Below are 23481 nucleotides of genomic sequence, written 5' to 3' on the forward strand. Positions count from 1 at the left end.
TAAACCCGGGCAAAGCGCACATAAACTCACGCGCAGATAAAAAACAGCCCATGTTAGAAAATTTATCTAACATGAGCCATAAGTTTAAGCGTGATGCAGTCCGGCGAAAATGCCACCCTTTGCAACAAGCTCCTCATATGTGCCTTGTTCCTCGATGCCATTTGGTGTGACAACGAAAATATAATCAGCATCGCGAATCGTCGCTAAACGATGGGCGATAATGAGCGTCGTGCGGTTTTTCGCTAAATCATTCAATGATTGCTGAATGATGCGCTCCGTTGCTGTGTCTAAAGCAGATGTCGCTTCATCTAAAATAAGAATTGGCGGGTTCTTTAAGAACATGCGCGCAATGGCAAGGCGTTGTTTTTGACCGCCCGATAATTTCAGCCCGCGTTCGCCGATTTCAGTTTCGAAGCCGTCTGGTAGGTTTTCGATAAATTCGAGTAGATTTGCCTGCTCGGCTGCGGCTTTAATGTCCTCAAAGCTGGCGCCGAGTTTGCCATACTCGATATTTTCACGAATGGTACCGGTAAAGAGGAATACATCCTGCTGCACCGTTCCGATTTGCTTGCGTAGTGAGTGTTGCGTCAAATCGCGAATGTCGTGCCCATCAATTGTAATGGCGCCGTCTGTTACGTCATAGAAGCGCGGAATGAGTGAGCTGATTGTCGTCTTCCCTGAGCCAGATGGACCAACAAAGGCAATCGTCTTCCCGGCTTTGACGTTAAACGAAATATTATTTAACACCTGCTTGCTGTCCGCATAGGTGAAGCTGACATTGTGGAAGGCGATATCCCCCTGTAAATGATCCACTTCAATGGCATTTGGACGATCAGTAATGCTCGGCTCCTGGTCGATTAAATCACAGAAGCGCTTGAAGCCCGCCATGCCTTTTGGGTACATTTCAAGTAGTGCGCTAATTTTATCGATTGGTTTAATTAACACATTCGTAAATAATATAAAGCTCGCAAATTCCCCGTAAGAAAGCTGGTTATGATAAGCGAGCCAAGCCCCCACAACGAGTACAACTAATGTTAACAGGCGCGTTAAAATATAAATGCTTGAATGTGTGCCCGCCATGACTTTATAGGCATAGATTTTGGCCTTGCGGAAGAGGGAGTTTTGCTCCTTGAAGCGCTTCTTTTCAAATTCCTCGTTCGTAAAGGATTTGACAACGCGAATGCCAGAAAAGCTGTCCTCCACGCGTCCGTTGACATTGGCAATTTCCCCATACATCACCGTCCAGCCTTTTTTCATGCGCTTATTGCTCAAATACATGACCGCAATTAAAAATGGAACGAATATTAAAATGATGGTCGCCAGTGTGCCGTTAATATTGTACATCAGTGTGAATGCCCCGATGAACGTCATAATGGCGATGAATAAATCCTCAGGACCGTGGTGGGCAAATTCGCCGATATCAAATAAATCATTCGTAATGCGGCTCATTAAATGCCCGGTTTTCATATTATCGAAAAACGTATACGGCTGGCGCTGCACATGATTGAATAGCTGCTGGCGCATATCCGTTTCGATATTGACCCCGAGTTTATGGCCTAAATAGTTGACGATGAAGTTCATCACCGTACTGATAATATACGTTAATAATAGAAGCGCACTGATTTTGGTAATCATGCCCCAATCATTTGTAGGTAGTAGCTCATCAATAAACCATTTTACTGCCATAGGGAAAAGTAGTTCTAAAATAGCGACGAATACCGCACTGGAAAAGTCGATGATGAATAAGCGCTTATGCGGTTTGTAGTACGTAAAAAATCTTGCTAGCATAGTGTGTCCTTTCTGTTAAGCAACGTTAACTAGGTGTAATTGAAAATGATTGTTAACTCGCATTATACATTTTTTCGGGTGGCGAAGGAATAGGGGGAGGGCTGGGGAGTTGTGGATAATCAAAAAACGAACTAGAAGTGGTAAAATTAATAAAATGAGATGATAAAGGGTGTACGGACATGAATTTTTATATAGTAATGCAAGGGAAAACATATGAACAGGCAAAAGAGGCGAGTGTTGTTTGGTGCTCGATCTACGATAATAGCGGGCAAACACCGCATTCTTGGGAACGTATGAACGAGGTAAAACAGGGAGATGCCATTTTCCACTGTGTAAAGGGTGAAATTGTTGCGATTAGTATTGCGCAGGAAGATTGCCATAAAGGTGAAGATCCATTTGGCGAAGAAAAACAGATTGGCAATCAATTCTCGACGGCTTATGAGCCACTTCAAATTCCGATTGCGATTAAAGCAAACTTAGAGCAAATTCAGCAGCTCTTACCAGTGAAGTACTCCCCATTCCAACAAAATGGCGATGGTAACCAAGGCTTCTTATATCCTTGTAATGAAATGCTCGCGATTAAATTGTTAGAGCTTATTAGTGATGCGAATATTTATGAGGAAAATGTAGAACAGCTAGAATTTGCAATGGGCTTAATTGCACAAAAAGAACGCAATACATTAGCACCGATTTTATTTGAAACCGAGGCAGAGGCCAAGTTGAAAATTCGCAGGGGTCAGCAGAAATTTAAAAAGCAGTTAACGCCTCTATGGGACCATCATTGCGCGTTATGCGGCATCAAATTACCAGAGCTTTTAAAAGCAAGCCATTCCAAACCGTGGAAAGACTCGACGGATGAAGAACGACTCGATCCGTACAACGGCATATTACTGTGCAGCAACCATGATACACTATACGACCTCGGCTATATTGCATTTGATGGCACTGGAAAAATTCACATTTCACCAGAGCTTGCGAAAGAGGACTATAGTAAGTACGGCATTCATGAAAAAATGCGTGTAAACCGTGTGGAAGAGAATAAGAAGTATTTTAAGTGGCATAAGCGAGAAGTTTTTAGGGGTTGAGGGATCGCGTTTTTCGCCATTAGTAGTGTTATTACTCGCTAAAGAGTAGGGAGTTAACAAAGCCTAAAATTTATAATTTGTTTTGCGATAGCAGAAGTTTAAAACGGCGCATTGATCAAATGAATCAATGCGCTTTTTTAGGTTAAATTGAATAATGGTGATTTAAAATTCATTTATGTGAAATTATTTCACTTGATATTGAATATATATTAAAAAAGGACTATATTATTCATAATAATGAAATTAGATGGAGGTGGCGTAATGAACATCGGTATGGAAATTAAGAAGCTGAGGACAGAGCAGGGCATCACGTTAAAGGCGTTAAGTGAAAAAAGTGAGCTGTCTGTTGGGTTTCTTTCGCAATTAGAAAGAGGGCTTACGACAATCGCGGTGGACTCACTTGAAAAGCTGGCGACAATTTTGGATGTGCATTTAACGCATTTCTTTGATAATCCTGTAAAAAAGAAAGAGCTTGTGTTAAGAAGCTATGAGCAAGAAATTATGGATTCCGTTGAGGGCGGCTTTATTAAATATAGCTTGAGCGCCAATTTGGAAAATAAACTGCTTGTTCCGAGACTGATTGAAATTTTACCTCAAAAGAAGGATGAAGAAATCGTCTCCTATACGCATGAGGGGGAGGAATTCGTCTATGTGCTAGAGGGAATCTTAACCGTTTACCTCAATGGGACAAGGCATGAGGTCTACCCGGGAGACAGTGTGCATATGGACTCGACGATTGCGCATAATTGGGCGAATTATACGAATAAAACCGTCAAGCTAATCGCGATTAATACACCGAATTATATGTATCACCAACAAGGGCCGAATCGAAAAGACGTTATAGAAAGTGATTAAGGAATGGATAAATTAATTTTATATGTAATCGGTGCTTTTTTTGTAATCGGTGCGATCGATTCGATAACGGGCAATCGTCTGAAGCTGGGGGAGAAATTTGAGGAAGGCATTAAGACGATGGGTGCTTTAGGGCTTGGTATGATTGGGATTATTTCGTTAGTGCCGATTTTTACCGACTTTTTATCCGCTGTCATCATCCCCATTTGCCGTGTTTTCGGTTTAGATCCTTCGATTGTGCCGGCGCTCTTTTTAGCTGTCGATATGGGCGGCTATCAAATGGCTACGGAGCTTGCAGCAACAGAGGAAATGGGGGCCTTTGCGGGAATTATTATTGCCTCCACATTGGGTGCGACCATTAGTTTTTCCATCCCAGTTGCGCTCGGCATGCTCTCTAAAGAGGATGAAAACTATTTTTCTAAAGGGGTGCTTGTGGGCATCCTGACGATCCCGATTGGCTGTTTTGTGGCAGGCTTATGGCAAGGAATTAATGTTTCGTTATTGGTGTTAAACCTCATTCCGATTTTCCTTTTTGCCGTAATTTTGGGGATTGGCTTATTAAAAGCGCCACAGGTTTTTATCAAAGTGTTTAATCTGTTTGGAAAGCTGATTGTTTGTTTAAGTGTTATTGGATTACTTTTACAAGGAATTGATGTCATTTTGGGCATAAAGCTTGTCGCGAATTTGGCGCCTTTAGCGGAATCGACAGAAATCGTAGCCAAGATTGCCATTGTTTTAGGGGGCGCTTATCCAATGCTTGCCTGCATTAATCGGCTGTTTACAAAGCGATTTGAGAAAATTGGTCAAAAATTTGGCATCAACGCAGTATCCGTGGCAGGCATACTGGGTGGCTTGGCGAGTAATTTATTAATTTTTGGTACCTTTAAGGACATGAATCCAAAAGGTAAGGTGGTGGCGACTGCTTTTGGTGTGAGTGGTGCCTTTGTATTTGGGGGGCAGCTCGGGTTTGTATCTGGCGTAGCACCGGACATGATTGGTGCTTTTATCGTTGCCAAGCTAACTGCCGGAATTTTGAGTATCATACTCGCCATTTGGCTATATGACCGTGAACAAAAAACAATAGGATAATGGAGGAATTTGTAATGACTAGTAAAGACAGAGTTGAAAAGCTAAGACAATTAATGAAGGACAATGAAATGGATGCCTACATCATCCCTAGCTATGATGCGCATCAGAGTGAATATGTAGCAGAGCATTGGAAGGGTAGACAATGGCTATCTGGCTTTACAGGGTCTGCGGGTACGGTTGTTGTAACATTAGAGGACGCAGGATTATGGACGGACGGCAGATACTATATTCAAGCAGAACAACAGCTAGCGGGCTCAGGCATTCGTTTGTTTAAAATGACGGAACCGGGTGTGCCTTCTTATTCTCAATGGTTGGCAACGGTTTTGAAGGAAGGGGCGGTTGTCGGCTTTGATGGCACGGTCTTTTCAACAAATATGGTGAAGAAAATGGAAGTAGATTTAAAGGCGAAGAGCATCACATTCAAAATGGAGCAGGATTTACTGGATGTGCTTTGGGAGGATCGACCAGCTATTCCAAAGGAGCCACTATTCACGCATGACATCCAGTTTGCGGGCAAATCGCGTGTAGAGAAGTTAAATGAAGTGCGCCAAGATATGAAAACAAAAGGGGCAAATTATTTTATTTTAACCTCTCTAGATGACATTGCCTGGCTGCTGAATATCCGAGGAAATGATGTGCCAAATAGTCCTGTTGTAATCACGAATGTAATCGTCGCAGCGCAAAATTGCTATTTATTTATCGATGCGTGCAAGGTGCCGGCTGCGGTAAAAGAAGAGCTAGAGGCTGATGGAATCGAGCTAAAGGATAGCGCGGACATCCTACCATTTTTAGCCGAGCTTTCGGGTGAGGATACGGTGCTGCTGGATGCCAATCGAACAAATATCCGACTATACAATGCCATCAACAGTGAGGCCAAAAAAGTGGTGAGTGCGAACATGACGACGGCGTTAAAGGCGATCAAAAATGACGTGGAAATCAAAAATTTCAAAGCATGTGAAATAAAAGATGGTGTGGCCATGGTGAAATTTATCAAATGGCTCAAGGACGCTGTAGCGAAAGAGGCAATTACCGAGATTGCGGCAGAGGAAAAATTAGAGCAGTTTAGAAGTGAGCAAGAAGGCTTTGTTGGACCAAGCTTTGATACAATTGCCGGCTATCAGGAGCATGCTGCGTTGATGCATTATAAAGCCAATCCGGAAACTCAGCATACGCTTAAGGCGGAGGGGCTGCTGTTAATCGATTCGGGTGGTCAGTATTATGATGGCACAACTGATATTACAAGAACGTTCGTGTTAGGCGAGCTTACCGAGCGACAAAAAAGAGATTATACATTGGTGCTAAAGGGTTTTATCGCATTAAGCGCGGTGAAATTCTTACACGGGGCAACTGGTTCAAATTTAGATGTGCTAGCAAGACAGCCGATTTGGCAGCACGGCATTGACTATAAATGTGGAACGGGCCATGGGGTAGGCTTCTTCCTGAATGTGCATGAAGGACCACAAAGCATTCGAAATGATGTGAATACCGTTACATTAGAAAAGGGCATGATCCTGACGAACGAGCCAGGAATTTACCTCGAAGGACAATACGGCATTCGCATCGAAAACATGATGGTTGTCACACAGGCTGAAAAAACTGAGTTTGGTCAATTTATGGAATTCGAAGCGATTACTTATTGCCCGATTGATCTAGCAGGGATCGATAAAGAGCTATTAACCAAGCAAGAAATCCAGTGGTTAAACGACTACCATCAAGAGGTATACACAAAGCTAGCTCCTTATTTAGATGAAGAGGAGCGCGTGTGGCTGCGAGGGGAGACGCAGGAGATTTAGTCTATCTTACACATAATGAAAACCGCTTCTACGTTGGGGGATACCAAGCGAAGAGGCGGTTTTTTGTTGATTTTAAATGGGGGTGAAGGTGGTGCGTTAGAATAACATTAGCTGTTGACTATGTTGCTGCTCGCGTTCTCGTAAATAGTGCACAGCCCACTCGGCAATTGGTGCTGCAACGGCTTTTGCAAGGAGTACAGGTACAGCATTACCGATTTGCTTGTACTGTTTATCCAGTCGGCTGTTTTCCGATGCCGCCATATTCCCGCCATCACTGAACTGATACCAGTCAGGGAATGTTTGGATACGGGCAATTTCTTTTACAGATAATCGGCGCGGATGTAAGTCATCTTCGGCAAATGCCCATTGATCTTTGCCTATATGCTGCATTGGTGCACCGCCGGGATGAAGAGGGGCTTGGCGACCAGACGCTTGAATCGTAAAACTTTGTTCATCCCAACGCTTTTTGCGGTTACGGGACATGTAGATGCTTGAATAGGAGCCGGTAAAGTAGGGTCCTGGATCAGCTTCCAAATCGCCTATCGCATCTTGTAGTGTGACAAATGGCTGTAAATCCGTACCATGTGTCGGCGCGGGATAATGATAATCAAATGGTAAATCATTGCGAACCCCGACAATAAAGACACGCTCACGTAGCTGGGGCACACCATAATCACGTGCATTGAGTAGCTTGTACTGCACACGATAGCCAGCTGCTGCGAAGTCTTCTGTGATTTGCTTAATGACCTCCCCTTTACCAAGCGTCAGCATGCCCTTTACATTTTCTGCCACGAATATTGCTGGCTTTGCTTGTGTTATGGCGCGGATGAAGTGAAGGTAGAGGAAGTTGCGCTCGTCGTCGATTAGGCGCGGGCCTCCTTCGCTATAGCCGGGGCACGGAAATCCCCCTATAATAATGTCAGATTTAGGGAAATTGCGAACCTTTCGAATATCAATTCCATGTTGGAAATGAGATTTAGGAAAGTTTAGTGCATATGTTTCGTTCGCTTCCTTAAATAAATCATTTGTATAAATCGTATGGAAAATGCTATCTTCACGCAAAGACTCAAATGAATGTCGATCAGCGAATGCGGTCATTGCGGCTTCTTCACCTATTACAGCAGCAAGTCCGGCTAATTCAAAACCTAAATCTAAACCACCACAGCCCGAGAAAAGAGATAGTATATTAATTTTATTTTGATTGTATTGAATAGCTTCTAAATATTCAGAGTCAATGTTAGCATCAAGGAATTTACTATTTTCCTCAGCAATTTTTTGAAGTAAAACTTTTTGTATATCTTCAACCTTGTAATCAGAGGCTGGCTTAAATTTTGCTCGACCTTTTTGCTCAAGCTTAATTGTAATTTCACTTGTCACGATTAAAACCTCCTATAACTTTTTTTAGTATAGCAAAGACGGCTTTAAAAGGCCAGTATTTTAAATTTGTATGATTTTAACAAAAAGTGGTAGGTTTTATTGTACTATAGAAATAAAAGAAATTTGATAAGGGTGAAAACAAATGGTCTCTTTAAAATCCAAAGGGAATCTGCATGTTGCAAATGTATATGCGGCATTAAAGCGGTTTTTAAATAATGAAAATATTGAAAGCTATCCAACTGAGGTAAAGCAGACGGTGGATTATATAGCTAATAAATTTTTGAATATAGAAGCTGTTCAGGTTAAATTTGATTTTCCAAAGCCGGATGAGCACCCAGATTTGACCTTATATTTAAAAGATGGAGAAGCGGTAAAAGTAAATTTGTTTTCTATTGAAGGAAAACAGAAAATTCAGCCTAAAAATATTGGAGCAAAAAGCTTTCTCGAAAAATATTTTCAATCTGAAGGGCTACAAAGTGAATTTAACCGAATCGTTGCGTATGAGTACGATCAATTTTTAACAAGTGTTATTGAAACGGTCGAAGAAGTAAATATCTATTCAAAAACGAGAGATTTAAAGGCTAAAGTTAATGTGTTATATCCAAGTTTTACGGATAAAATTAATCCTATTCGTAAAAGCTTTCTGTTTAATTTAAGGAAACAGTTGTTTGAATTATTGCAGCAAGCTCAATCAACAATGGCGGAGGGGTTTTTAAACGGTTTTAAAGAGTTGATGTTACTCGATAGTATAAACATTATAACAGATTACAAAAGTAAGAACAATTGTTCTGCTGTTGAGGAATGGAAACCTGCTGTTCAATTTAATAATGAAATTGAATTATACAAGAAGGGAAATGATACAGTAGGGATTCGTATTGGTGAAACAGCGTTAACATTACGCTTAAAATTTGAAAGTTCTCCGACATCTAGTATAAAGCTCGCAACAAGTTATGACTTGTTTCCATTAGATAATGAGCGTGTAAAAATTAACGAAGCCACGTTGAAGAAATTTAATAAACTGAAAAAGAATCCAACAACTACACATAAAACAGACCCTAATGCGATTGGAAAATGCAATGAAGCACTTGTGTATGCAAGCTTTGTGGAAAAATACCCCTCTGTGTATCAGGTAGATCCGAAAGAGTTTATTACTATGTATGAGTCATATGTGCCAAAAGTGAAGGAGCAGGCGGCTGATTACTTAATAGAATCAGCAAAGGTTACAATTGAGGAAATAGAACTTTATTTAACAAAAAAGTATACAATTTATGAATTGGAAAGCATTCAATTAGTACCGCAAAACTATATAAAGAATCGTTTAGATACAGCCGATTTACTACTTACTTTGAATATAAATGGACGTAAAATTGATACTTATTTTTCATTAAAAGCCGTTGCAAAATTAGGGAGTCAGATTACAGTGAAAAATCCTGGCATTGGTACGATTTTAGGAGCCGACTTTTTTGCAATTGGGTCAATGTCAGATGTAGTTGACCAGGTAAAATTGCTATTTGAACAGGGTGTTGTCAATCATCAGGAAAGCTTGGAAGAAGTTTCCGTTAGACTAGGGGAACGTCTAAGTCAGGCGAATCAAGAGAAATTGAAAAAGGGTCTAACAGCACTGTTTGGAAAAGCTCCAACAGTAGTTACATTTTATGAAGCGCAGCAATGTGTCATTAAAGAACATGGCAAAATTGAATCAGAAGTGAAAGTATTCATTCAGCAACCCACACCAATTAATACAACGCTTGCTTGGAATGATGGACAGGATGAAATTAAGCTAAGGGTGAAATTTAGTGAAGGTCAGCAAAAAGGGTGGAGTTCTTTGAAGTTGGCTGGGGAGTATAGATTGCGACGATAAGAAGCTATTGGTTTGGTAGTAGGAAATTAATATTTAAATTCCTTTTATTTATAACTATAGTAGATTGAGACTATCTAACAAAAAGATTAAATATATAAATTGAATTTAACATTCTAACACTCAATCAGCCTTAAACTCCTAAATATCGTTAAATCACTGATTTCGTTTGTTTTTCACAATGTTAGATTCATATGTTCAATTAATATATTAAAATAGTAAGAACATTACATAAGTCAGGAGGGGGTTTGCTTGTTGTTTAACTCATTTCAATATGTCCATCCAAATGGAGAGGACCTTCCATTCGAAAAATGGATGAAGTTTGGGATTGAACTCGCACAATTCTTAAAAATGCAACCCGAACCTGTGAAGCTTTATATTTCTGTTCCTTCAAGTTTACTGTTTTCATATATATTTACGTTAGGATGTATAGATTACGATTTTCGACATCCGATAAAAGAACGCTTATTAGAAAAGTATTTATTATTAAAACCTGGGCAACGTATTTTATACAAAGTAGATGACGAATGGATTGCACATTCTGTAGAGGAAATTGGTGAACATCCGATTTCGAAAAAGCGTGCAATTGTACTTAGAGATCGATTAAAATCGATTAATTATGTACCAGAAGAGCGATGGGCGACACATATTAGTATATTCGATGAAGAAATTACAGATATCCGTAATGTGCGAAAAGTGAACAACGTTTTTAATATTTTAGAGGATGAGTTTTTAAATGCAATTTACGAGGAAGAAAAGTTACAACTTGTAATGATGCAAAATACACCAAATACATATGTTTATACAAATAAAACGGAGTGGAATGCCTATAAAGAAACATTGAAACTACGCTATTTGGAGCAGGAAATATTATTAGATAATTTTTTCTTTGACGGTTCTTTGACAACTTTTCGGAATATTGGATTTTTAGAACATAAAGTTACTGAGAATCTACCGATTGATGCAACTATAATTCTAAATGGTAGTAGTCGTGGGATACGTAAATTGGATTTATTAAAAGATCAAAAATGTGTGCTTATTATAGATCGACATGAATTGAAGGCGAAAGTAGAGGAATTGCAATTTAAAATTGAAAATGATTGTTTAATGGGAAAAAGCAAGGTTATTAATAAAAATCTTATTGAATACCTAAAGGAACATAACACGTATATACCAGAAGGGGTTGAGATAATTGTCTGGATACCGTAAAGCTAATTTATTCTTAGTAAATAAGCTGTTTGATACAGATAGTCATATTATGTTTGAAAAAGTAAACTATTCACTAATCGACGAACTAACGTTATATTTGAAGAATTTAAAAGTTTATGTAGACTCATATTATGCAACAGATGAGTTACTACAAGCGGAAACAAGACAATTTTTATCTATTTGTCGACGCTGTTTTGGTACTATCCGTAAATACAATATTTTTTTTCAGGCAAACGATCCCGAAATTCGTAATTTTATTAATTTTACTAGGCGTAAAGTATATAATGAGTTATTTCGAGATGTTGTTGAGCCGATTATCAATGTTATTCGTAAATTGCGTACTATCGAAGAAAATGCTTATTTAATACATATAGAATCATTGATTGAATCACAAAAAATCGACCCACAAAGTTCTATTATTTTGATAAAAAATAAGATTCTAGACAGTGAATTACAGTTCGATACTACGTCGATTCGTGTGATGTCTGACAAAGAATTTATAGATGATGGTAGATATGTTGATACATTAATATTTATTGGAACACCAAGCTATTTTGATAAAAAATTTAGCGAAGTTTTTTATTCTAATAAAATTTTGTTTTTAGCGTATGGGAATTTTGAAAACAAATTGCTTCCTATGACATCATTTAAAAATATTGTTCCTAAAGAACAGTTGATTAACACAATTTATCGAAAGGTAAAAATTGATCCAGGTATACAGGGTATTTCATTAAAAGAAGTTTCAAATGAATCTTCTTTGAAAGAACACGAAGAAATAATCTTGACACAGTATGAAAGCAAAGGAAATGAAAAGGGAGATCTAGTTGAAGTAAAACTAGCGGATATTTCAAATAATAATTATATTTTTTTACCAATGAGGCAAAAAGTTAATGTAATTGATCGGGATACATTAAAGATTGCACAAGCATATGTAAAAGAAATCGAAAAAGGCGATCTTCTCTTGTTTCGTACGCAAAACGCTACGACATTCATTCGTGATATTGCGGACGAAATACTAGGAGATGAAGCACCAATTCATAGGAAGCATGTTGAAATTTGGAAACGTAAACTGCGAAAAATTGTTGAAGTAAATGGAATAGATAAAGTTTCAAGGGTTTATCGTAAAAAATATAATTTGGAAGTTGCACGCGTACACAATGTAAAATATTGGATTAGTAGCTTTGCTATTAAGCCATCATGCTTGTCAGAATTACTTGATATTTTGCGTATTGAAGAAGATACGAAGAATGCGATTTTACAATCTACAAAGTTAATTAATAGTGCTCACATTTCTGCAGGTAGAAAGATTTCTAATAGTTTAATGAATGAGCTTGATCAAAATTTAGAAAATATTATTGAGGAAAAAGGCTATTATACTTTCGAATCGAAGGAGTTTAAAGGTACATCATTTAATATTGAAGAAATTCAAAAACTATCGGAGAAAACTTATTTTATACCGGAGAGAGATACATTAAAAATTATAAATTCTTGAGGTGAGTCAATATGAATTCAAAGTTAGAAAATGCATTAAGGAATCGTGAAATACTTATTGAATCTGTTGAACAAGAGATTGTTGGTCCGGGTGACATTAATAATACAACTGTTCAATTTAACCCAATTGGTAACACTAAGTTCACATCTTTTGATGAATTAAATGCTAATTACTATTATTTGCACGGTACCGTAAAAGAAGAAGTCTTACAAGGTGAGTCCCCTTCGCGCCGTTATGCAGCAGGAATGTTGTATCCTTTTGAATTAAAAAGTTTTGATAACGATGTCTATGAAAATTTAGACTTTGAATCAGGGAGTGAAGAATTTTATAAAGAACAAGATGAAATGGATCGTGATGAACTTGAAGAAGAGGATGGTTTAGAAGAGGTACCGCCACAAGTGCAGCAAAACGATCAAAACATCTCAAGTATGGGGGTAACGTTTTGTTTAGCGAACAGTTCGCAATCATTTAATATTCTGTTTACAGGCGGTGTGTATGATAAACACCGAATTGAAGCGTATATTTTCGGTAAAGATAAAAAATCTGGTGCTGATAAGCATTACCAATTTAAAGAAGATTGGTGGCTACGTAAATCTGTTAGCGCGAATATTAATGTACAGGTTGCTGATTTTGATATAACAAAAAAAATTAGCTATAGGGAATATGATGTAGAGTTAGTAGATGTTACTAATACACCTGTATCGCGCTACAAATTAAAACTACACTTACAGTGCCGTATGAAGCAACAATACGCGTTATTTACAGTGACTGCGATTAACGTATCTTCTCCTCCGTTAACATTCAATAAAGATGAGTATGCTATTTTTCAATCCAAAATTACAATTAGCGCAAATGAAGGGGATTTTTTAAATTATCCTAAAGTATCGGAACGTAATTTAGATTTAACAAAAGATGAATGGAATAATGAACTATTATTCAAAAATAAGTTGAACTACGCGTTCGGTCATAATTGTGCGGTGACATGGGATTATAAAAAGAAAGCGATTCAAGAGTTCTCAACAACATTTATTCCATCCTATGAGACCGAAAGTATGACACCAGATGTTGAAATCGAAGTAGAAGGTAAAAAAATGCCGTTGAAAATTGAAATGCGGCAGTTAATGAATGTCGAAACCTATGAAGATGTATTAAAAATATTACAACCGCTTGTGAATGGATACAAGAAATGGATTGATGAACGTGAAAGAGAAATAGTCCAAACGATTACAAAGCCAGAGTTAATAGAAGCGGCAAATACTAATTTAGATTTGTGTCGTAAAAGTTTATTGCGTATGGAAAGAGGGCTAGTATTACTAGAACAACCAAAAGTGTTGAGAGCGTTTAAATATGCTAACAAAGCAATATTATTACAGCAAGTTAATGGTAAAACACCTCGTAAAGCATATTACACACGAGAACAAGCTGGAAATACATTAGAACTTGTAATTGATCAGTCATTTGAAAAAGTAATGAGAAAAATGTTGAATTTAGAAAAACAAGATAACAGTTGGAGAGCCTTCCAAATTGCATTTTTCTTAATGTCAATTCAATCTCTTGTAGAAAAAGAGTCGATAGATCGTGAAATAGTTGATTTAATTTGGTTCCCTACCGGCGGAGGTAAGACTGAAGCATATTTAGGTGTTGCAGCATTTCAAATGTTTTATCGTCGTTTAGTAGATAATACAGATGCTGGTGTAGATATAATTATGCGTTATACATTACGACTTCTAACTGCAGATCAATTTCAACGTGCGTCACGTTTATTATGTGCTATGGAGTATATTCGTCGTGAAAACGCTGATGTACTGGGAGATATACCATATTCTATTGGTATATGGGTTGGATCGAAAACAACGCCAAATCGTACAGTTGATGCAATAAGTGAAGTTCGTAAAATGCAAAAGCCACAGGGTCTGGATAATTTAGCAATTACACGTTGCCCATGGTGCGGGTGTGAAATCGGAAAAGTAAAAATCAAGGGAAAAGGTGCAAAGCAAAATGAATCACAAGCTATTGGTTTTAAAATCATAGACGGTGATTTAATTGTACATTGCCCAGATATAGACTGCCATTTTAATGATGAAATTCCCGTATATTTTATAGATGAAATGATTTATAAAAAACAGCCTACATTCTTAATTGGTACAATTGACAAATTTGTACAAATTTCGTGGCGTAACGAGGCACGACGTTTATTTGGTATCAATGAGGAAGGCGAACGCGTACTTTCGCCACCGCAAATCATTATTCAAGATGAGTTGCATTTGATTTCGGGGCCGCTTGGGACATTAACAGGTCTTTATGAAGTTTTGATAGAGGAACTTTGTATTGATGATCGTGGACCAAATCCGATTAAACCTAAAATAATTTCAGCTACAGCTACTATTAAAGAATTTGAGGCACAGGCTAAATGTTTGTTTGGACGTGAAAACGCTCGTTTATTTCCAAATCCAGGAATAGATATTGATGATTCTTTCTTCTCAAAAGTTGCATTGGATGAGCATGACCTTCCCAAACCAGGGCGTAAATATATTGGGGTATTTCCATCAAAAGTCCGTATTCTCATGGCGCAAGTTATGACGTATTCAGCGTTATTACAAAAAGTAAATAGCTTTCCAGAAGATCAGAGAGATCCATTCTGGACGCTACTATCATTTTATAATAGTTTACGAGATTTGGGAGCAGGTCTAAATCTATTTAGCAGTGACATTCCAACTTATATTGAAGCATTAGTTCAGCGTGAAGGAATTGATTTTAAAAATCGACGAGCTATTTTCTCGTCATTAGAGCTTACATCCCGTAAACAAAGTAATGAAATTACCAAAACTATTGATGATTTAAATGTTCCTTATGAAATGAAAAATGATAAAGGATATACTCAAGCATTGAATGCTTGCTTAGCCTCAAACATTATTGAAGTAGGTGTTGATATTGACAGACTCTCACTCATGGGAATCGTAGGACAACCAAAAATGACGGCACAATATATACAAGTAAGTGGACGAGTAGGACGCCGTCCAGATGAACGTCCTGGTTTAATTGTAACGATTTATTCAAATCAAAATTCGCGCGACAAATCACATTTTGAACATTTTATTGGTTATCACCAACGTTTGTATGCTCAAGTGGAAACGACAAGCTTAACGCCGTTTTCAACAGCATCACTTGATCGAGGCTTAACCGCTGTAATTATTGGGTTTATGCGTCAACGTCTTCATAATGAACTGGCACAATCTCCAACAACTAAAGAAGTAGGGCGGGCACTTAAAGATGAACGATTTATAAAATTCCGTGAACGATTTTTAAAGCGTGTTGAATTAATTGATGCGGAGCAAGTAGACATAATGAAGGAACAGTTTGCTACATTTATGAATGCATTGTTAAAGGGGCGTTATGAAACTTGGCGAGTTTCAGATACACAACGAGGCTTAATGCATGAGGCTGGTAAATTAGCTGATGCAGAAAAGTATCCAAGCAGTATTTCAGTTATAAATTCATTACGTAGTGTAGATGCGGAATGTTTAGCATCAATTACAGTATTAGAAGAAGATATCGAAGAATTTAGCTGGTAGTAAGGGAGGAACAGAATGAGATATTTACCAATGAGACGATCGAAGTTGGTCGGTACTGAAGGACCTGGATCACTTGTTATTAGCCCTGAAGGTGAAACGGCAGTAGTAGGAGCTCTGGACTTATGGTTTAGAGATTTTCATGGTAATTCATCATCAGAATTACAAGAGTTTGAAGTTCACGAGCCACGTTTAAAAGCTGTTTTAAAAGTAGATAAATTTTATAAACCACCAGAGTTTCGAAAAAAATCGAAAAGTAAAATGGAAGTAGTACCAAATAGTAATTTGGTTATACCACTAATGCGTTTTCCAAAATGGCATTATTGTGGAGCTTGCCGTACGCTTAAAGAACTTGAGTTGGATCAAACAACTGTTTATGTAGATTGCCCGAAATGTCAACAAAAACGTCAATTTAAACAAGTACCATTTGTTGTTATTTGTGAGCATGGTCACTTATCAGATTTTCCATGGCGTGAATGGGCACATAGTGATGATCATACAACTTGTAAAGGAAACTTGGTAATAAAAACAAGTGGTGGTACAACGTTGGATTCATGGCGTGTAATTTGCGAAGGTTGCAATGCTTCACGAGATTTAAATCGTATTACCTCAGCAGATAAAGAAGCAGGGACAAGTTATCTAGGTAATCAATTAAACGATTCAAAGTCTAATAAGTATACATGTCGTGGGGAACGTCCGTGGTGTGGAACTGAAAAGGAACCTTGTAGTGCAGCGCCAGTAGCAATTTTACGTAACTCGATAACTGTCTACATGGCAAAAAAAATGAGTGCATTGGCGATTCCTGGAGATTACAGTGAAAATGTAGATACAGTAGTTTCTAAAATCCAGTCTCCTTCAAAATTTTTAATACGTGAAACTTTAAAGTTAATGGATAATGATGAAAGTAAAGTTCAGTATATCCGTAGCAGTTTACGTTTCGAATTAGGTGAACAAATTACAGAGGAAGATATTAAAGAAGCGTTACTATATGTCGAATCTAGCGAGCAATTTGAATATACGGAAGAACAACTTGAAAAACCTGGTCTATTAATTAAAGAAAAAGAATTTGAAAAGCTGACCACAGTTGTGAATTCAAAAGAATTAAAGGTAGAGCCTGAATGGATATTTGAAGATGATGCAGCCGAAACAAATTATTATAGTAATTATTTTGAGCGCATTTCACGTGTGCTTCGTTTAAAGGAAACTACGGCACTTTACGGCTTTGATCGTAAAGATTATAAAAATACGACAGACTACAGCAGCTACTATCCGTTTTTATATAAGGACTTAGATAATGCAAAAGAACTTTGGCTACCGGTCAATGAGGTTTATGGAGAAGGTATTTTCATTCAATTTAATTTGGAACAAATAAAGAAATGGGAAAATTCTTCAGCAGTACAGAGCTATTTCAAACGATATTTACAACGTATCTCACACGTTGAGCATCGTGATGAAACGATAATAACGCCGGGTAACATTATGTTACATACATTTTCACATTTTCTTATCGATGAACTGGCAAATGTTTGTGGATACAATCGTGCATCGATTCGAGAAAGGCTTTATTTAGATAAAGAACAATCTGGCATTTTAATTTATATTTCAGCAGGAGATGCAGAAGGTACTTTAGGAGGGCTTGTTCGCCTAGGCTTGAAAGATAAGATATTTCATATTATCGATAAAGCGAAAAATAAAGCTGAATGGTGTAGCTCAGATCCTGTTTGTACTGAAATTGGAAAAACACAAGGACAAGGCGTTAATGGTATTAATGGTGCTGCATGCTACAATTGTTCGCATATTCCTGAAACTTCTTGTGAATTTTGGAATTTATATCTAGATAGAAGTCTTTTGGTAGATCCCAAAATTGGATATTTTAAGTGAAATTCAGTAATTATTTGACTGTAAAATAAAAGTATTAAATTATCATATCTTTTGATTGACTGATTTTTCATGAAATTAGTAATAAAGGGATTATTTGTAAGTGTAAGTTTCTATATCAACATATACATAGATGAATCTCTAAAATTGTGAATACTCCGATTTTCATTGGAAGCTGCATCAAGTAAGTACTGGGTGAATTGGGTTGGTCAACATATTTATCAAAATAATTTAAGGTTGAAGTATATATATATGTATGCAAAAGCAACTGAAAAACTCGCGGTAGTTATGCGTCAAGGTTAAAAAATACTAATGAATCAATCGGTGGTGTTATCATATGAATTTCCGAAAAATTCCCTACAACGATACGCTCTATATTAAAACCAAATCAACCTATGAAAATATCTATCATGATTTCGAAAGCTTTGCGCAAAGGCTAACAGTAGAGGCGGGGAAATCAACAAAAAGTAGTGGCAAGGCGAGCTCGTATGCACGTTATTTAATACGGCTTATCATTTTTTATGAGGCGTTTTTTGAAGAGGTTATGGATCCACTTGTTAGCTTTGAGGCGGTCAAAAAACTGGAAAGGCTAAGTCGGCATGAGCAGTTCAAAGACTATAATAAGGAGGAAAAGCATTTTCCAAGCGCGACAATTGGCTGTTTTCGAGCCTATATTACCTCGAAATGTGAAGCACAGGAGGAATATGCAGATATTCAATTAAACAACCATTTATATCAACAAAATAGCGATACAGAACCTATAGTAGATGAGCAATTAAGGGCAATGCTAGTAAACGGTCCGAAAGAAAAATTAGCGAAAAAGCCAAATACAATTGGCGAAAGCTATCCTAGAAGCCTAGCAGAAAGTATCGAAGCTAAAAGACGTGCTAATTATACTTGTGAAATGAATGATGCTCATCGAACTTTTATAAACGCTGCCGATCATCAAAATTATATTGAAGCTCATCATTTAATCCCGATGGCGGCACAGGATTATTATGATTACACGATTGATTTTGCTGATAATATTGTGACACTTTGCCCAAATTGTCATCGTCAAATTCACTATGCCGTCCCTCATGAAAAAGGGGAATTAGTAGAAATACTGTTCCAGAAACGTCAAAAAAATTATGAGAACTATGGAATAGATATTGATATAGCGCGGCTGAAAAATTTTTATGGGTTGCTGTGAATTTTTTAAGGAAAAGAACATAATAAAAACAAGCGCTTCTACAATGTAACTTCATCGTAGAAGCGCTTGTTTTTACTCCCCCACCTTCCAAACCCCAACAAACGCAGGAAACACCTTCGTCCGTTCCTTCAGTTCAAAGAGATAGATCCATTCCTCGGTATGGGGCAGGCGGATGGATTCGTGCTGGAATTGCTCGTAGACGCTATGCCATTTTACTGCGGCTACGTTGAATTGCTGCTCGTGCATGCGCTGGGCATCAATGGGGTTTTCGGCAAAGTAGAAGGCGTAATGCTTGTCCTTCACCTCTGTTGCGTAAAGCTTGATGCGATTGATGCCGAGGACGTCCTGCTTATTCATTTGCTGTAGCTCATTTAATTCTTCTTCGGTGAAGGGCACGTCGTAAATGCGCTCGGGGCGGTCGTATTTTTGTAAGTAGCCCTTTTTGAGTGCGAGGTAAATCCAATAGGCACCGAAGTTTTGCTCGTTCTTGACCATATCCATCAGTAGCTGGTAGACAGTCGTCGCTTTCATGAGCTGCCTCGGGATAGCACATGACCGGTCATGCGGTTATAAAAGGCATAGGCAGTACCGGTTGGGCCGTTGCGATTTTTGGCAACAATGAGTTCAAGTAAATCCAAGTCCTCCCTCACATCGGTATTGTAATAGGAGTCGCGGTAGAGAAAAACAATAATGTCGGCGTCTTGTTCGATGGAGCCAGAGTCGCGCAAATCGCTCATCATTGGGCGTTTATTGCCACGCGATTCGACGTTGCGATTGAGCTGCGATAGGCAAATAATCGGGCAATTCAGCTCCTTCGCCATTTGTTTGAGGCTGCGACTAATTTTGCTTGTGGCGATCGCTGAAAAGTCTTGGTCGTTTTCGGATTGAATGATTTGCAAATAATCGATGAAAATAATGGGCTTTAAATTCGGATTTTGGCGAATGATTCGTCTAGCCTGTGCGCGAATTTGAGCAATTGCTAAATGGCTACGGTCGTCAATTTGGACATTGGATTGATGGACGCGATTGAGGACAATACTCCAATTTTTTGCCTGCTCCGATGTGAAATATTGCTTTGGGTTCCGTAGCTTCAATCGGGAATAATTGCCTGCTGTGGCGATGCAGCGATCGAGTAAGCTACGGGTGCTCATTTCCAGTGAAAAGATAATCGGCAAATGTCCGTTCCAGCCGGCATAAAGCGCCAAGTTATTCATCATATCGGTTTTGCCCATTGACGGGCGCGCTGCTAAAATTGTTACCTCGCCAGGTCGGAAGCCATCAATGAGTAGCGCCAAATCCTGAATATGTGGAATTACAATGCCAGGTGTTATCGTTTCCTCGAATGGTCGATTTTCCATATGCGCTAAAGTTTGAAGGATTGTTGTATCATGAAAATCGCCCTCTAACTGCGTTTGATCGAGCGCATGTATAATTTGCGGAATCGGCCAATCGCCTTCGTTTGCTTGAAATAGTATTTGCCCCTTTTGCTTTTCACACCAAACCTCACGCTGAAGCTGCACGTAGGCGTCGAACTTCTCAGGATTTGAAAAATGAATCAGCTCTGTAACATACGGAAGCCCAATCTGTGTAACTTGCTCAAAGCGCGCACTCAGTGTCATGAAATCAACAGGATGATCTTCAAGTGCCAGCTCGCGCATCATCGTAAACAGCATGCGATGATGTTGCCCGTAAAACATCTCGGGTGTGAGATTGCTGTCTAATATTAAGTAATTCTCCTCCAGCATGGTTCCTAAAATACTTTTCTCCAAAAATTCTTTTTTCATCTAAAATTCCTCCCCCGCATTAAAATCTAAAACAACTGGCTGTGGTGTCGGTGCTGGCTTGTATTTCTTCGACAGCGCATTGTTTAAATAGCTTTCGAAATTCGCCGGGCGAAATAATGTCATCGGGCGCAAATATTTTTCCATTTCGGCATCATGCAGCCAGCAGGACACCTGTTCATCAATGACGAGGCGGCAATCATTGACACTATGCCCCTCCTTCAAACGTCCGCTAATAAAATTGCGATTCGCCTGCGATTTTAAGCTAAAGTTTTTAGAAGCACGTTCATTTAAGTACAGCAGCACCTCATCAATTTGCTTAGCAATCGCTTTATTTTGTGCATTGTTTTTGTTGTGCTTTGGCTTCGGAGTGGGTGTGAAAGTTTTGCTTGCCGATAATTGTGCAAAATCGTCCTCGTCAATGGCGTACAGCTGTTTATAGTTGTCAATGAGGTTTTGTAATTTTTCGTAATCAATTTTATACCATTTTGTGCGGTCTACCTGAAATTGGTTGAACTGATCGGTCGAGTGGACAATCGCCAAATCTTCTAATTTGCGAAGGGTGCGCTTAATTTTCGGCGTATTCCAAAATGGAAGCTGCTCCTGCCATTTTGCATGTGGCTGGCAATACCAGATTTCTCCGTTGTGCTTTTCCTTTTGTTGCTGTAAGCGATAGTGCAGCTGTTGCAGTAAAATTGTTTCCTCCAGTCCAATCACACAAGCAAGCTGTGGCAAAACAATGAGTGGATTTTCAGTCGTCAATAAGTTCATTTCGTCTCCTCCTTAAAATTGTCTTCACCATGTATATGGCATGTAAAAGACAAAAAGGGGACTGGCTTTGCAAAGTTTTTTTGAAAATTTTTAATTAGCCATCGTCGTATTTTGAATACGACAATAAATATCTTTTAAATCTTTAATACTCTAATCTTTTAGAGTGGTAATAAAGTGGATTCTCAGAGGGGACACAGATGGACACTCTGAAGGGATATTAGTGGTTGGTGGAGGGGACGGATTTTTTTGTATATTTTGAAGAGAACTAAATTTCTTTAAATTTTAAATAGCAAAGGAGATTAAATTTGATATATTGATATTAAAGTAAAGGAATTCAAATCTAACTGAGGTGATTAAGTGTTATACAAAACATCGCAACAACTTTTAAAAAAAGCAAAAGAAGCGGAGAATAAAACATTTCGTCAAATTGATCAAAAAGAACGCCTTTCGAAAATCTTAAAAGGCGGCTTTGGGCATGTTATTGAGGAGAGCCATTTTGGTTATGAAATCAATTCTAATTCTGAACCAGATTTTAAAGAGTTAGGGATTGAATTAAAAGTAACAGCTATTAAAGAAAATAAAAATGGTAGCTTTTCGGCGAAGGAACGTCTTGTGTTAAATATAATAAATTACATGGAAGAATATAATAAAACGTTTGAGACTTCAAGTTTTTGGAAGAAAAATCAAAAGCTCTTATTGATGTTTTATAAGTGGGTGCCTAAAATGGATCCACGTGATTATAAAATTTTAGAAGCTATATTATATGAGTATCCAGAAGAGGATTTAATTATTATTAGACGGGATTGGGAAAGACTTAACCAGTTTATCAACGAAGGGAAAGCACATTTATTAACAGAAAAGAATTTTGAGTATTTAAGCCCATGTACAAAAGGTGTAAATAAAAACTCAATGCGTGAGCAACCATTCAGTGAAATCAAAGCGAAGCAACGTGCTTATTCTTTTAAATCTTCTTATATGACATCGATTATTCGTGAAATGATTTCATTGGAACGATTAACGTACTTTTCAACAAAACAGGAGTTGCAAACTAAAACAATTGAACAACTTTTGAATGAAAGATTTGCACCATACATAGGTATGAAACGTGATGAAATGGCGAGTCATTTTAATATTTCAGTTAATCCTAAACATAAATCGTTTGTACCTTCATTAGTCAGTGCTTTATTAGGGGTAAAAGGAACAAAGCTTGATTCAATTGCTGAGTTTGCAAAGGCAAATATTCAATTTAAAACAGTGCGTTTAAAACCGAATGGTAAGCCGAAAGAGAGCATGTCTTTTGTTAATATTGATTTTCATGAAGTTATTCAAGAGGAGTGGGAGGATAGTTTTCTATATAATTATTTTTCCGAAACTAAGCTCCTTTTTGTGATATTTCAAATTGATGAAAATGACGAATTATATTTCAAAGGTATTCAATTATGGCAAATGCCAGAGGAACAAATTGATAACGAATTATTTCACTATTGGACGGAAATTAGACGCGTGGTTAATGAAGGGGTAAAGCTGACTAAAACGAAGAAGGGGATTTCTAATAATCTTCCTGATAGTAAATTTAATGGCAAATTCCATGTTCGTCCAAAAGGAAAAGATAGTAGTGACAAAGTGGCTCTCCCTGATGGGCAAATGATTACGAAGCAATGTTATTGGTTTAATGCGGGGTATGTAGCAAATATTATTAGTGGCATTGAATAATAGAAGAAATTGTATGTTATAATATTAAGTTTTC

General features: G+C 37.9%; 16 protein-coding genes. 11 read left to right on the forward strand and 5 right to left on the reverse strand.

From position 1 onward, the window contains the following. Positions 1-84 precede the first annotated feature (84 nt). A complete protein-coding gene (locus MKX47_RS01915) occupies positions 85-1788 on the reverse strand; it encodes an ABC transporter ATP-binding protein (RefSeq protein WP_340770506.1) in 1704 nt (567 codons plus the stop codon). A 179-nt stretch (positions 1789-1967) separates the two neighbouring features. Between MKX47_RS01915 and MKX47_RS01920 the strand changes: the two genes are divergently transcribed. The 4 genes from MKX47_RS01920 to MKX47_RS01935 all read left to right on the forward strand — a co-directional run bounded on the left by MKX47_RS01920 (position 1968) and on the right by MKX47_RS01935 (position 6607). Continuing rightward, positions 1968-2873 carry an HNH endonuclease gene (locus MKX47_RS01920; RefSeq protein ID WP_340770508.1) on the forward strand — a complete coding sequence of 302 codons (906 nt, stop codon included), beginning with the start codon at positions 1968-1970 and terminating at the stop codon, positions 2871-2873. Positions 2874-3134: 261 nt separating this feature from the next. Beyond that, positions 3135-3728, forward strand: coding sequence for a helix-turn-helix domain-containing protein (locus tag MKX47_RS01925; protein ID WP_340770510.1), 594 nt, complete (start codon positions 3135-3137; stop codon positions 3726-3728). 3 nt (positions 3729-3731) lie between these two features. Then, positions 3732-4814 (forward strand): ethanolamine utilization protein EutH, encoded by a 1083-nt coding sequence (gene eutH / locus MKX47_RS01930; protein ID WP_340770513.1) that lies wholly within the window; start codon positions 3732-3734, stop codon positions 4812-4814. Positions 4815-4828: 14 nt separating this feature from the next. Continuing rightward, on the forward strand, positions 4829-6607 hold the full coding sequence (locus MKX47_RS01935; protein ID WP_340770515.1) for an aminopeptidase P family protein: 1779 nt from the start codon (positions 4829-4831) through the stop codon (positions 6605-6607). Between the two features lie 96 nt (positions 6608-6703). Here MKX47_RS01935 and MKX47_RS01940 read toward each other — a convergent pair whose 3' ends face one another. Next, positions 6704-7984: a DNA cytosine methyltransferase gene (locus MKX47_RS01940; RefSeq protein WP_340770517.1), complete on the reverse strand. Its 1281-nt coding sequence runs from the start codon at positions 7982-7984 to the stop codon at positions 6704-6706. A 142-nt stretch (positions 7985-8126) separates the two neighbouring features. Between MKX47_RS01940 and MKX47_RS01945 the strand changes: the two genes are divergently transcribed. The 6 genes from MKX47_RS01945 (at position 8127) to MKX47_RS01970 (ending at position 19182) form a co-directional block, all read left to right on the forward strand. After that, positions 8127-9845 carry a hypothetical protein gene (locus MKX47_RS01945; protein ID WP_340770520.1) on the forward strand — a complete coding sequence of 573 codons (1719 nt, stop codon included), beginning with the start codon at positions 8127-8129 and terminating at the stop codon, positions 9843-9845. A 252-nt stretch (positions 9846-10097) separates the two neighbouring features. Further along, complete coding sequence (locus tag MKX47_RS01950; protein WP_340770523.1) at positions 10098-11051, forward strand: hypothetical protein; 954 nt, start codon at positions 10098-10100, stop codon at positions 11049-11051. Then, the gene (locus MKX47_RS01955; protein ID WP_340770525.1) at positions 11035-12543 is read left to right on the forward strand and encodes a hypothetical protein; all 1509 of its coding nucleotides are present in this window, start codon (positions 11035-11037) and stop codon (positions 12541-12543) included. The genes MKX47_RS01950 and MKX47_RS01955 overlap by 17 nt, the downstream gene beginning before the upstream one ends. An 11-nt stretch (positions 12544-12554) precedes the next feature. Next, positions 12555-16115 carry a helicase-related protein gene (locus MKX47_RS01960; RefSeq protein ID WP_340770526.1) on the forward strand — a complete coding sequence of 1187 codons (3561 nt, stop codon included), beginning with the start codon at positions 12555-12557 and terminating at the stop codon, positions 16113-16115. A 15-nt stretch (positions 16116-16130) separates the two neighbouring features. Next, positions 16131-17993: a DUF1998 domain-containing protein gene (locus tag MKX47_RS01965; protein ID WP_340770528.1), complete on the forward strand. Its 1863-nt coding sequence runs from the start codon at positions 16131-16133 to the stop codon at positions 17991-17993. A 334-nt stretch (positions 17994-18327) separates the two neighbouring features. Further along, entirely contained in the window at positions 18328-19182 is an 855-nt protein-coding gene (locus tag MKX47_RS01970) for an HNH endonuclease (protein WP_340770530.1), read from the forward strand. 72 nt (positions 19183-19254) lie between these two features. On the opposite strand, the gene MKX47_RS01975 is transcribed toward MKX47_RS01970, so the two are convergent. Genes MKX47_RS01975 through MKX47_RS01985 form a run of 3 tightly spaced genes read right to left on the reverse strand, consistent with a single transcriptional unit; the run spans position 19255 to position 21734 of the window. After that, on the reverse strand, positions 19255-19713 hold the full coding sequence (locus tag MKX47_RS01975) for a hypothetical protein (RefSeq protein WP_340770532.1): 459 nt from the start codon (positions 19711-19713) through the stop codon (positions 19255-19257). Further along, the gene (locus tag MKX47_RS01980) at positions 19710-20966 is read right to left on the reverse strand and encodes a replicative DNA helicase (protein WP_340770534.1); all 1257 of its coding nucleotides are present in this window, start codon (positions 20964-20966) and stop codon (positions 19710-19712) included. Before MKX47_RS01980 ends, MKX47_RS01975 begins: the two co-directional genes overlap by 4 nt. Continuing rightward, entirely contained in the window at positions 20967-21734 is a 768-nt protein-coding gene (locus MKX47_RS01985; protein ID WP_340770536.1) for a conserved phage C-terminal domain-containing protein, read from the reverse strand. It abuts the gene before it with no gap. Positions 21735-22091: 357 nt separating this feature from the next. Here MKX47_RS01985 and MKX47_RS01990 point away from each other — a divergent pair, with 357 nt between their 5' ends. Beyond that, the gene (locus tag MKX47_RS01990) at positions 22092-23447 is read left to right on the forward strand and encodes a Sau3AI family type II restriction endonuclease (RefSeq protein WP_340770539.1); all 1356 of its coding nucleotides are present in this window, start codon (positions 22092-22094) and stop codon (positions 23445-23447) included. Positions 23448-23481 lie beyond the last annotated feature (34 nt).

The sequence above is a fragment of the Solibacillus sp. FSL R7-0668 genome (genome assembly GCF_038006205.1).
In the GTDB taxonomy this organism is placed as follows: Bacteria; Bacillota; Bacilli; order Bacillales_A; family Planococcaceae; genus Solibacillus.